Consider the following 11,935-nt stretch of genomic DNA (forward strand, 5'->3'; position numbering starts at 1 on the left):
GTCCGGCCATAGGGGGTAAGAGCCCCGTATCCGAAACGGCCTAAAGCTTTCGGGAAGGACCCCAAGTACCACGGGACACGAGGAATCCCGTGGGAATCCGGGAGGACCACCTTCCAAGGCTAAATACTCCTTAGCGACCGATAGCGCACTAGTACCGTGAGGGAAAGGTGAAAAGCACCCCGGGAGGGGAGTGAAATAGAACCTGAAACCGTATGCCCACAAGCAGTCAGAGGGCGTTAAAGCCTGATGGCGTACTTTTTGTAGAACGGGCCGGCGAGTTACGTTAACGAGCGAGGTTAAGGGGAAGACCCGGAGCCGGAGCGAAAGCGAGTCTGAAAAGGGCGTTAGTTCGTTGACGTAGACCCGAAACCGGGTGATCTACCCATGGGCAGGGTGAAGCGGGATTAAACTCTCGTGAAGGCCCGAACCGACCGGCGTTGAAAAGTCGGCGGATGACCTGTGGGTAGGGGTGAAATGCCAATCGAACCCGGAGATAGCTGGTTCTCCCCGAAATAGCTTTAGGGCTAGCCTCAAGGAAAGACTAACGGAGGTAGAGCACTGATAAGGCTAGGGGCCTTACCAGGTTACCGAACCTTTTCAAACTCCGAATGCCGTTAAGTCAACCTTGGGAGTCAGACTGCGGGTGCAAAGATCCGTAGTCGAGAGGGAAACAGCCCAGACCAACAGCTAAGGTCCCCAAAGACGGGCTAAGTGGAGAAGGATGTAGAGTTGCTTAAACAACCAGGATGTTGGCTTAGAAGCAGCCATCATTTAAAGAGTGCGTAATAGCTCACTGGTCGAGTGACTCTGCGCCGAAAATGTAGCGGGGCTCAAGCCCGTTACCGAAGCTTTGGATCCCGCGAGGGATGGTAGGGGAGCGTTCTGCAGGCAGCGAAGGTGTACCGGAAGGAGCGCTGGAGTCTGCAGAAGTGAGAATGCCGGCATAAGTAAGCGAGAAGGCAGGTGAGAATCCTGCCCGCCGAAAACCTAAGGGTTCCTGGGGAAGGCTCGTCCACCCAGGGTAAGTCGGGACCTAAGCCGAGGCGAAGAGCGTAGGCGATGGGCAATCGGTTGAAATTCCGATACCACCAAAGAGTCGTTATTAGGATGGGGTGACGCAGGAGGGTAGGCACAGCGCACGATTGGAAGAGTGCGTCCAAGCCTGTAGGGCGTGAGGTAGGCAAATCCGCCTCACAAAGAGCCTGAGAGGTGACGGGGAGCGAAATTAAGTAGCGAACTGGCTGAGCCCAAACTGCCGAGAAAAGCCTCTAACGAGACTCTAGGTGCCCGTACCGCAAACCGACACAGGTAGGTGGGGAGAGGATCCCAAGGCGCGCGAGCGAACCTTCGTTAAGGAACTCGGCAAAATGACCCCGTAACTTCGGGAGAAGGGGTACCCCGCTAGGGTGACAGTAGAGCATACTGGAGCCCGAGGGGGTCGCAGAGAAGTGGCCCAAGCGACTGTTTACCAAAAACACAGGTGCCTGCTAAAGCGCAAGCTGAAGTATAGGTGCTGACGCCTGCCCGGTGCTGGAAGGTTAAGGGGAAGGGTTAGTCGAAAGGCGAAGCTCTGAACCGAAGCCCCAGTAAACGGCGGCCGTAACTATAACGGTCCTAAGGTAGCGAAATTCCTTGTCGGGTAAGTTCCGACCCGCACGAAAGGCGTAACGATTTGGGCACTGTCTCAACGAAGGGCTCGGTGAAATTGTAGTACCCGTGAAGATGCGGGTTACCTGCGATAGGACAGAAAGACCCCGTGGAGCTTTACTGTAGCCTGACATTGGGTTTTGGTGCTTCATGTACAGGATAGGTGGGAGGCAGCGAACCACTGCCGCCAGGTAGTGGGGAGCCGACGGTGGGATACCACTCTTGAAGCACTGAAATTCTAACCCGAGTCCGTAAACCGGACTGGGGACCGTGTCAGGTGGGCAGTTTGACTGGGGCGGTCGCCTCCTAAAAGGTAACGGAGGCGTCCAAAGGTTCCCTCAGCGCGGTTAGAAATCGCGCGTAGAGTGCAAAGGCAGAAGGGAGCTTGACTGCGAGACCGACGGGTCGAGCAGGGACGAAAGTCGGGCTTAGTGATCCGGTGGTCCCGAGTGGAAGGGCCATCGCTCAACGGATAAAAGCTACCCCGGGGATAACAGGCTTATCCCGCCCAAGAGTCCACATCGACGGCGGGGTTTGGCACCTCGATGTCGGCTCATCGCATCCTGGGGCTGAAGTAGGTCCCAAGGGTTGGGCTGTTCGCCCATTAAAGCGGTACGTGAGCTGGGTTCAGAACGTCGTGAGACAGTTCGGTCCCTATCCATCGCAGGCGGAGGAAACTTGAGAGGAGCTGTCCCTAGTACGAGAGGACCGGGATGGACAGACCGCTGGTGTACCAGCTGTCCCGCCAGGGGCACCGCTGGGTAGCCAAGTCTGGATGGGATAAGCGCTGAAAGCATCTAAGCGCGAAGCCCACCTCAAGATGAGGTTTCCCATGGCAAAAGCCAGTAAGACCCCTGGAAGACGACCAGGTAGATAGGCCAGGAGTGTAAGGGGGGTAACCCCTTGAGCGGACTGGTACTAATCGGTCGAGGGCTTGACCATGAGTAGAAGGTAAACTATGACGACCTCGCTGGGTAGTTTTGAAAGAACAAAGAAGAAAACAGATTTCTGGTGGTAATAGCGGAGGGGAAACACCCGTTCCCATCCCGAACACGGCAGTTAAGCCCTCCAGCGTCGATGGTACTGGGGAGTATTCCCCGGGAGAGTAGGACACCGCCAGGAAATATTTTAAAAGAGAGCATGGAGTAAACCTCCATGCTCTCACCATACATTCCTCGGTAGCTCAATGGTAGAGCGCCCGGCTGTTAACCGGGTGGTTGCAGGTTCGAGCCCTGCCCGGGGAGCCACGCTTCCTCACCCCCCTGTCAGTTCCTACCCTGACAGGGGGGTGTTAATATATTGATATATGTACACAGACGTGTTATATTGAGTTAGACATTATGGGTGGGGAAAGCTGATGTATGATTTAAGGGTCGTAGTTGAAGAAATCAGGGGCTTTTGCGACCTACCCATGCACCCTGGAGATTATTTTGAGGTGCGGGGCGGTCGTATTTATATCCCTGCAGGAAAGTACATGTGCCTCTGGGCTTTGCAAAGCCTGATGCCCATGCTGCCGGTGAAGCAGCGCCAGATTAACGAAACCAACGACTGGATACCCCACACCCACAGAATAGTTTGTCCTGATCCCAACGGCCTGGTTATCTTCCGGATTGATCGTCTGGATCCGGGACAGGGGGAATCGCAGGGGAAAGAAGGGCGGCTTGAATCACCGGCGGGGGACAGCGCGGCACCTATTCCCCCACGCCTTTTAGTCAATGAAAAGATATGCTCCGGTTGTCGTGCCTGCGAGCTAGCATGCAGTTTATACCATGAAGATGCCTTTGCTCCCGAACTGGCCCGGTTATGGGTCGAAAAGGACGAGCCTGAAGGCCTTGATCGACCCCATGTTTGCCGTCAGTGCGGTAATGCTGCCTGCGTTAAAGCCTGCCCCGAGGGGGCCCTGAGCCGCGATGCCCGGACCAGGGCAGTTATCCTGGACCGGGCCCGGTGTACCGGCTGCGGGAGCTGTGCCCGGGCTTGCCCCTTCCAGGCCCTCCGCCTCCATCCCCGGGAGAGCTACCCCCTGACCTGCGATCTCTGCGGCGGTGACCCCCGTTGTGTTCAGCGCTGTGCTACCGGGGCCCTGCGCTTCGGTCGGGCGGGGGACAGGTAGGGGACACCTATCACACCAAGGGGGGAACCGGAGTGTATGGCTACTGTGGCCGTGTCTTGCGGATTGATTTAACGGCTGAACGTATTTACGATAGAGCCCTTACCCCGGGAGTGGGCTCGTAATTACCTGGGGGGACGGGGGTTAAATATTAAACGCCTCTATACCGAGGTACCAAGGGAGGCAGACCCCCTGGGCCCGGAGAATAAACTCATTATCGGCGTCGGCCCTTTAAACGGCACTTTTTTCCCCGGGGCGGCCCGGGTAAACTTTACCGCCCGCTCACCCCAGACGGGTATTCTGGGGGATTCCAATGCCGGCGGCTTCTTTGGCCCCGAATTAAAATATGCCGGTTTTGACCAGGTCATCCTGGAAGGCCAGGCCGGCAGGCCGGTTTATATCTTCATCCATGACGGCTTTGCCGAGATCAAATCGGCAGGACACCTCCGGGGCCTGGACGTCTGGCAGACCCAGGCTGCCATCCGGCAGGAACTGGGGGACAGCCGGGTCCAGGTAGCTGCCATCGGCCCGGCAGCGGAGAACGGTGTCCGCTTTGCGGGCATCTTCTGTAACCTGGTGCGGGCGGCGGCCCGGACCGGCATGGGTACCGTCCTGGCCAGCAAGGGAGTAAAAGCTATTGCCGTCCGGGGACGGCAGCCCCTGGCCCTGGCCGACCCCCGGGGGTTTGCCGACCTGGTGCAGGCCATTGACCGGGAAATATACGACCATTGGGAATACCAGACCCGGGTCCTCCTGGGAACGACCAAGCTGGTTCATGCCCTCAACGAAGCCGGTTGCCTGGCCACCCGCCATTTTACGACTGGCCGCTTTGAAGCAGCCGAAGACGTCAGCGGCGAGCGCCTGGCCGAAACCGTAAAGCTAAAATCTAAAGCCTGTTTTGCCTGCACCATACCCTGCAGTCGCTTTTTCCGGATCAAGGAAGGCCCCTACCGGGGCTTGGCCAGTGAAGGGCCGGAGTTTGAAGGCCTGGCCGGTTTTTCCTCCCGGGTGGGCAACCCGGACCTGGATTTTGCCTTGCAGGCAGTTGATTGCTGCAACCGCCTGGGGATGGATGTCATAACTACGTCGGAGGTTATTTCCTTTGTCATGGAGCTTTACGCTCGGGGGATGCTCACCTCCTCAGAAGCCGACGGCCTGGACCTAACCTGGGGCAACAAGGAAACCATCCTGAGTTTAATCAACAAGATTGCCCGGCGGGAAGGCTTTGGCGACATCCTGGCCGACGGCGTGCGGGCGGCGGCCCGTCGCCTGGGGAAGGGTGAAGACCTGGCCATGCATATAAAGGGGCTGGAGGTCTTCCAGGCCGATCCCCGGGGATTAAAGGGCTATGCCCTGGGCCTGGCGGTAGCCAGCCGCGGCGGCGATCACCTGCGCTCGGAACCCTCCTTTGAATTCTATGAGGACCCGGAAGCTGGCCGGCGCCGCTTCGGCGCGCCGGAGGCCGCCTTCCGCCTGGAATACAAGGGTAAAGGGCGGGTGGTCAAATACTACGAAGAGCGCTGCGCCCTGGCCGACAGCCTGAACGCCTGTAAAAATACCCTGGTGAATATGGAGATCCTTCCCTATGAACAGGCGGCGGCCCTCCTCAGGGCAGCCGTAGGGTGGGACTACACTCCCGAAGAGCTCCGGCAGATAGGGGAACGGATCGTCAACCTGGAACGGGCTTATATAGTCAGCCTGGGCATCCGGCGGGCCGACGACACTCTGCCCCGGCGCTTCCTGGAAGAACCCCTACCGGAGGGCAGCGGTCCCTCCACAGGTCAGGTGGTGGAGCTGGAGCCCATGCTGGATGAATACTATACCGCCCGAGGCTGGAACCGGGATACAGGCATTCCTGAGCCGGAAAAGCTGGCAGCCCTGGGACTGCAGGAAGCCCTTGCCGACCTCCGCAGCCGGGGTATCCTGCCATGACCACCATAAAAGTCCAGTACTTTGGTGTTCCCCGCCTGCTGACGGGCAAGGCGCGGGATGTCTTCAGCTTTCCGGGCGACGGCGTCACCCTGGAGGCCATCCTGGCCCGAATCGGGGAGGCGTACGGCCCGCAAGTCCTTCGGGAATGCCGGCGCTACCTTATTGTAGCCCATGACCCCCACACCGGCCGGCAGCACCGGGTAAGCCCTGGAGCAGAGGGGTGCCTTCTAAGTAACGGCTGGACCCTCCAGTTTATTACCCCCATTACAGGGGGCTAAAAAACATATCCATTTAAAAAAGAGTTCAGGAGAGAGGAGAGGAGACTTTATGAGTATAGCGGCAGCCAGGACCCGGAGCCAGGCCGGGCAAAAAGTGGGCCTGCGGCGGGATTTAGGGATCTGGGAGAGCTATGCTACCTTAATTGGCGTCCTCATAGGTTCGGGCATTTTCGTGGTTACCGGCCAGGCCGGGGCCGTTGCCGGGCCGTCGGTTCCCCTGGCCTACCTGGTAATGTACCCCATCGTCATCTGTACCGCCGTAGCCTACATGGTCTTCTTGAGCACCCCCCTGGGCGAGCGGCCGGGCGGTGCTTACATCCACATCTCCCGCACCTTTGGCACCTACTACCCGGGCTATATTGCCATGTGGCTGAAATGGGTGGCTTTTATGGGAGCCCTGGGGGTCCTCTCCCTGGGCTTCGGCCAGTACGTCACCTTTTTCATCCCGGGAGCCAATCCCGTTCTGGTGGGAAGCCTGGTACTGCTGTTTTTCTACTTTATAAACCTCTTCGGGGTGCGCATCTATGGCTGGGCCCAGGTGGCCATGTTCCTGGTCTTAATGATCGCCGTGCTGGTGCTGGTAATTCCCGGCCTGCCGGCGGTAAACCTGAGCTACTACCGCCCCCTGTTCCCCTTTGGCCTGAAAGGATTCCTGGCCGCCATCCCGCCCCTTTTCCTGTCCTATGCCGGCTTTGAGTCCCTGGCCCAAACGGCCGGTGAGACCAGGGAGGCGCGGCGGTCCCTGCCGCGGGTCTTCCTGGTTGGTCTTTCCATAACCGTGGTAATTTACTTTGCCATGTCCTTTGTCGCCTTTGGCAACCTTCCATACCAGCAGTTGGCCCATTCCCGGTCGGCCATGGCCGATGTGGCCGCCAGGTACCTGCCCTTTGGGGCAGCAGCCATTGTCGCCGTGGGGGCCATGATGGCCTTCACCACCTCCATTAACGGCACCTTAATGGTACCGCCGCGGGTACTGATGGTCCTGGCCGAGGACCGGATGATACCCGGGTTCCTGGCCCATATCAACCCCCGTTTCCGGACGCCGGATGTGGCCCTGACCATCAGTACAGGCGTGGCCCTGGCGCTCCTGTGGACGAAAACCCTTGACTACATTCTGGCCGTCACCCTCCAGGCCATGTTTATCCTCTATATTGTTCACGGCATAGCCCTGATCTGCCTGCCCTTTGTGAACCCGCGCCTTTACAAAACGGCGCTGGTGCGCCTCCATCCCGCCCTCCTGGTCATTAGCGGCTTGATATCTATTGCTGCTATGCTTCTCTTTAGCTATGCCATGATTATTGCCGCCTGGCGGCTGCTGCTCCTCTGGGTGGCTGTCGGTACGGGGATCTACCTGTATTCCCGTTACCAGGGGCGCCGGGAGGGTTTCGATTACCAGCGCCGCCTGGTAGAAGAATGGTGTGACGAAGCTGAGGCATAAACGTTAGGCTGCTTTCCCTGGAGTCCTTTCCCCGGACCGGCGGCCTGTTAAAACAGGCCGCCCCTTGCCGGGGTTATTTTTTATTCCCGGCTTGGGCATATTTTTTCTAGCGGGGAGGTGCGACTTGATGGCAGCAGCCGGAATCAGGCCCCTGGTCACCCTGGGGTACTTCCTCTTCCAGGGCTTCCCCGGGGTCAACAGGGAACTGGCGGGCTGGCGCCGGCGCGCAGCCGCCATTCCGGACCCCCGGCTCCGGGAGCAGGCCCTGGCCAGCCTTACTTTAAAGAAATTCCACTGCCAGGGCGGGAGCGTTTACGCCGCCTGGCCGCGTCGTCATTGCCGGGAGCTCCTGCGGGCCATCGTGGCCCTGCAGACCATCAGCGATTACCTGGACAACCTCTGCGACCGGGCCGGGATCCTCGATGAGGAGGCCTTTCGCCAGCTACACCTCGCTGTTACCGATGCCCTTATCCCCGGGGGAGCAGGCCATGACTACTACGCCGCCTATCCCTACCACCGGGACGGCGGCTACCTCCGGGCCCTGGTCCGGGCCTGCCGGGAAAGCCTGGCGGCCCTGCCCGGTTATGAACTCGTCCGGGAAGAAGCCCTCTACCTGGCCGATTTATACTGCCGGCTCCAGGCCACCAAACATACATATCCAGACAGGCGCCGGGAGCGGCTGCAAGTCTGGCTCCGGCCCCTCCTGGGCCAAATCCCTGCCCCCCTCTACTGGTGGGAACTGGCGGCGGCCACCGGTTCCACCCTGGGGATCTTTGCCCTCATGGCCCTGGCGGCCAGGGGAGAGACGCAGGCCCGGGACGTGGCCGGGGTAAAGGCTGCTTATTTTCCCTGGATCGGCGGCCTGCATATCCTCCTCGACTACCTCATTGACCAGGAAGAGGACCGGGCAGGGGGGGATCTCAACTTTTGCGCCTTCTACCGCGATGGGGCGGAGGCCGGCCGGCGTCTCAATTACTTCCTGCAAGAATCCCTGGTGGCGGCCCGGAATCTGCCCGACCCCGCCTTTCATCTCCTGGTCGTCAGGGGGCTGCCGGCCTTTTACCTCTCCGACGGCATAGCCTCCCGGCAGGAGCAGCTCCCGGCCCGGCAGGCAATCCTCCGGACCGCCGGCCCCTTCTCCCGCAACCTCTACCGCCTCTGCCGGGTCTTGCGCCGGGCGGGCGTAGTTTAACCGGCAGCAGTCATACCGGGGTATGCGGCCGGACAATCCGGGTCCTCCAGGGGGGCCAGGGTCCGGGCGGCCAGGAGGGCCAGCTCATCCTGGACCGGGTTTACCGGCAACCGGTCCAGGGCCGTCAGGGCCCGGGTAACCTCATCAGCCGCCACGGCAGCGGTGTAGGTATCACAGCCGAGACCCCGGGCGGCTTCAACCAGTTCCTCCATTTCTGCCGCCTCGAGGCCGCGGGCCAGCCTTTCCCGCCAGCAGGCGGCATCCGGCGTGACCGCGAGGAAACGTAAAACCGGCAGGGTCAGGAGGCCCCGGGCCAGGTCCTGGCGGCAGGGCTTGCCCATCCTTTCCGGGGACCCGAAGAGATCCAGGCAGTCGTCGACAATCTGGTAGGCCAGGCCCAGGTGCCAGCCGAACTGCGCCAGGCATTCCTGTTGGTTTCGTTTCACCCGGCCCAGGATGGCGCCGCAGCGGCAGGCGGCGCTTATCAGGGCGGCCGTCTTCTGGCCAATATAGGTAAAGTAGGCCTCCGGGCCGGCAAGCCCGCCCTTCAGCTGCCCGATCTCGCCGCTGCACATGGAGCGAATGGCCTCCGTCACCGTATAGAGGACGGCCTTCTTGCCCTTGGCCAGGAGGCCGAAGGCGGTGGCAAAGAGGTAATCGCCGGTGAGGACGGCGGGCACCGTCCCGTAGGCGCGGTAGAGGGCGGGGCGGTTGCGCCGCACCGCCGCCCCGTCGAGGATATCGTCGTGGACCAGGGAAGCCAGGTGAACCAGCTCGATGGCCGCCGCCACCCGCCCGGCCTCCAGGGCGTCATAGATACCGAAACGGGCGCATAAAAAAACCAGGGTGGGTCGCAGGCCTTTACCGCCTTCCAGGGCGTAGTCCAAAAGTTCCTGCAGCCTGGGGTCCGTGGCGGCTACGGCTTCGGCCAGGACCCGCCGGGTTTCCGCCAGGTTCAAAGTAGTTCACTCCTGTCATAAAAAGTTGTCCCCGCTGGCACGCTCACCACGAGTGCCGGTACCGGACTTCCCGGCAATGCTAGTATTTGCTAAAAGCCGTTAATCTATAGCCGGCGCTCCTGCACCAGCTATAGTGCGCCGGGAGAAGCTATCAGGGCATAAATGCCGCCGGAACGGCAGGATAATATTATACAGCCCGAAACCGGTATTGCTAAAATCCTTTGCCTGCAGTATAAAAAAGTCAAAGAAAGTCAAAGATAAATAATGGCAGCCAGGAAAGGCATCCTGCCCGGCAGGGGAGGTGAAGGCTTACGGGAGACAGAACCCTGGCCGACCAGATCGAGAACTATATCAAAGGCCTGCTCAACAACAGTACCAGCGGCACCGTCGAGCTGCAGCGCCAGGAACTGGCCGAGCTCTTTACCTGCGTGCCCTCCCAGATCACCTACGTCCTCAGCACCCGCTTCACCATCGAGCGGGGGTATCTGGTCGAGAGCCGCCGGGGCGGCGGCGGTTACGTCCGCATCGCCCGGGTGCCCCTGAGGGCCGAGGACCAGGTCAAGGGCTGGGTCCAGGAAGCCCTGGGGGATTACCTCTCCCAGGACGCGGCCACAGAACTCCTGGCCCGCCTGGGGGAAGAAGGTCTCTTGACCCGGCGGGAGCGGATGCTCCTGGCGGCGGCTATCAACCGCAATGCCCTGCCCCTGGAGCTCCCCCAGCGCGACCGGGTGCGGGCCTCAATCCTGAAGGCAGTTATCTTAACCCTGCTCCGGGACGATTTTCCCGGGGAACAGTAAAAGGGGGCAAAAAAATGCTTTGTGAACGTTGCCAGGAAAGACCGGCCAGCGTCCACGTCACCCGCATCATCAACGGTGAAAAGACCGAACTCTACCTCTGCCAGGAGTGCGCCCGGGAGCTCCAGCCCCAGCTAAACTTCTCCATACCCCAGTTTTTAGCCGGGCTCCTGGACTACGACCCGGAGCTGGAAGTAAAAGCCCCCCCGGCAGTCGAGCGCTGCCCGGAGTGCGGCCTGACCTACGAGCAGTTTCACGAGACCGGGCGCCTGGGCTGCCCGGAGTGCTACCATCACCTGGCACCGCGCCTGGACCCCCTGATCCGGCGTATCCAGGGCAGCAGCCAGCACCGGGGCAAGGTGCCCCGCCGGGCCGGGGGCAACCTGCGGCTGCGGCGGGAGATTGAAAACCTGCGGGCCCGGTTGCAGCAACTGGTCCAGCAGGAAGAGTTCGAAAAAGCGGCCCAGGTGCGGGATCGCATCCGCGACCTGGAGGGCCGCCTGGAAAAGGGGGAGAGCAGCCAATGAGCCTGAACCTGGAGCGCAACAGCAAATGGATGGAGGGCTCCGGCCCCCAGGCCGATATCGTCATTTCCAGCCGCATCCGCCTGGCCCGCAACCTTAAAGGCCTGCCCTTCCCCAACCTCATGAACAGCGACCAGCAGGCCCGGGTAGTCAGCCAGGTGAGCCGGGCCATCCAGGCGCCCATGGTCTTCCAGGCCGTGGGGGAGCTGAAACTCCAGCCCCTGCGGGAATTGGCGCCGGTGGAGCGGCAAATACTAGTAGAAAAGCACCTCATCAGTCCCGACCTGGCCGCAGGCGGCGGCGAAAAGGCCGTTGTCCTGCGGGACGACGAGGCCGTCAGCATCATGGTCAACGAGGAAGACCACCTGCGGCTGCAGTGCCTCCTGCCGGCCATGATGCTCCACGAAGCCTGGCGCCTGGCCGACGCCGCCGACGACGCCCTGGAGAACGAGCTGGACTTCGCCTTCGACCAGGAGCGCGGCTACCTGACCGCCTGCCCGACCAACGTCGGCACGGGCCTCAGGGCTTCCACCATGCTCCACCTGCCGGCCCTGGTCCTGACCAGGCAGGCGGGGCCGGTGCTTTCGGCCCTGACCAAGGTGGGGGTGGCCGTCCGGGGCCTCTACGGCGAGGGCACCGAGGCCCAGGGCAACATCTTCCAGGTGTCCAACCAGATCACCCTGGGCCGTTCTGAAGAGGAAATTATCAACAACCTCTCGGCGGTGACGGTGCGCCTGGCCGATCAAGAACGGGAGGCCCGGGAGCTCCTGCGCCGCCAGAGCCGCTGGCAGCTGGAGGACCGGGTTGGCCGGGCCTACGGCGTCCTGACCAACGCCCGGATCTTGAGCTCCCAGGAAGCCCTGCAGCTCCTCTCCGACGTGCGCCTGGGGGTGGAGATGAAGATCATCCGCGGCCTGGACCAGCGCCTGCTGAATCAGCTCATGGTCCGCATCCAGCCGGCCTTCCTCCAGTTTAGCGCCGGCAAAGAGATGACGCCCATGGAGCGCGACGTCCACCGGGCGGCCATGGTCCGGGAATTGCTGGCAGGCTAATGAAGGGTA

At 61.1% G+C, this 11,935-nt stretch carries 9 protein-coding genes, 1 tRNA gene, 2 rRNA genes and 1 pseudogene (1 of these 13 cut by a window edge); 12 read left to right on the forward strand and 1 reads right to left on the reverse strand.

Translation table 11 applies throughout. The annotated features are described in order from the left end of the window. From MOTHE_RS00810 to MOTHE_RS00845, 9 genes and pseudogenes are all read left to right on the forward strand, one after another. Positions 1-2,589 (forward strand): 23S ribosomal RNA (locus tag MOTHE_RS00810) (it extends 384 nt beyond the left edge of the window). A 65-nt stretch (positions 2,590-2,654) separates the two neighbouring features. Then, positions 2,655-2,769, forward strand: a 5S ribosomal RNA gene (gene rrf, locus MOTHE_RS00815). A 50-nt stretch (positions 2,770-2,819) separates the two neighbouring features. Beyond that, positions 2,820-2,894 (forward strand) — tRNA-Asn (locus tag MOTHE_RS00820). 110 nt (positions 2,895-3,004) lie between these two features. Beyond that, complete coding sequence (locus MOTHE_RS00825; protein ID WP_011391700.1) at positions 3,005-3,760, forward strand: TIGR04076 family protein; 756 nt, start codon at positions 3,005-3,007, stop codon at positions 3,758-3,760. Positions 3,761-3,886: 126 nt separating this feature from the next. Continuing rightward, positions 3,887-4,348: pseudogene (locus MOTHE_RS13760) on the forward strand (aldehyde ferredoxin oxidoreductase N-terminal domain-containing protein); the annotation flags it as partial. A gap of 105 nt (positions 4,349-4,453) precedes the next feature. Then, complete coding sequence (locus MOTHE_RS00830) at positions 4,454-5,689, forward strand: aldehyde ferredoxin oxidoreductase family protein (RefSeq protein ID WP_236683253.1); 1,236 nt, start codon at positions 4,454-4,456, stop codon at positions 5,687-5,689. Next, the gene (locus tag MOTHE_RS00835) at positions 5,686-5,967 is read left to right on the forward strand and encodes a MoaD/ThiS family protein (RefSeq protein WP_011391702.1); all 282 of its coding nucleotides are present in this window, start codon (positions 5,686-5,688) and stop codon (positions 5,965-5,967) included. The genes MOTHE_RS00830 and MOTHE_RS00835 overlap by 4 nt, the downstream gene beginning before the upstream one ends. A 49-nt stretch (positions 5,968-6,016) precedes the next feature. Then, positions 6,017-7,405 carry an APC family permease gene (locus tag MOTHE_RS00840; protein WP_011391703.1) on the forward strand — a complete coding sequence of 463 codons (1,389 nt, stop codon included), beginning with the start codon at positions 6,017-6,019 and terminating at the stop codon, positions 7,403-7,405. Positions 7,406-7,532: 127 nt separating this feature from the next. Next, on the forward strand, positions 7,533-8,597 hold the full coding sequence (locus MOTHE_RS00845) for a tetraprenyl-beta-curcumene synthase family protein (RefSeq protein ID WP_011391704.1): 1,065 nt from the start codon (positions 7,533-7,535) through the stop codon (positions 8,595-8,597). On the opposite strand, the gene MOTHE_RS00850 is transcribed toward MOTHE_RS00845, so the two are convergent. Next, the gene (locus tag MOTHE_RS00850) at positions 8,594-9,556 is read right to left on the reverse strand and encodes a polyprenyl synthetase family protein (RefSeq protein ID WP_011391705.1); all 963 of its coding nucleotides are present in this window, start codon (positions 9,554-9,556) and stop codon (positions 8,594-8,596) included. The two genes, MOTHE_RS00845 and MOTHE_RS00850, sit on opposite strands and share 4 nt — an antisense overlap. Positions 9,557-9,894: 338 nt before the next feature. On the opposite strand from MOTHE_RS00850, the gene MOTHE_RS00855 reads away from it, so the two are divergent. Genes MOTHE_RS00855 through MOTHE_RS00865 form a run of 3 tightly spaced genes read left to right on the forward strand, consistent with a single transcriptional unit; the run spans position 9,895 to position 11,926 of the window. Further along, entirely contained in the window at positions 9,895-10,353 is a 459-nt protein-coding gene (locus tag MOTHE_RS00855; protein ID WP_080996753.1) for a CtsR family transcriptional regulator, read from the forward strand. A 14-nt stretch (positions 10,354-10,367) separates the two neighbouring features. After that, positions 10,368-10,877 carry a UvrB/UvrC motif-containing protein gene (locus MOTHE_RS00860; RefSeq protein ID WP_011391707.1) on the forward strand — a complete coding sequence of 170 codons (510 nt, stop codon included), beginning with the start codon at positions 10,368-10,370 and terminating at the stop codon, positions 10,875-10,877. Then, positions 10,874-11,926 carry a protein arginine kinase gene (locus MOTHE_RS00865; RefSeq protein ID WP_053094549.1) on the forward strand — a complete coding sequence of 351 codons (1,053 nt, stop codon included), beginning with the start codon at positions 10,874-10,876 and terminating at the stop codon, positions 11,924-11,926. Before MOTHE_RS00860 ends, MOTHE_RS00865 begins: the two co-directional genes overlap by 4 nt. The last annotated feature ends 9 nt before the right edge of the window (positions 11,927-11,935 follow it).

Source organism: Moorella thermoacetica (assembly GCF_001267405.1).
GTDB lineage: Bacteria > Bacillota > DSM-521 > Neomoorellales > Neomoorellaceae > Neomoorella > Neomoorella thermoacetica.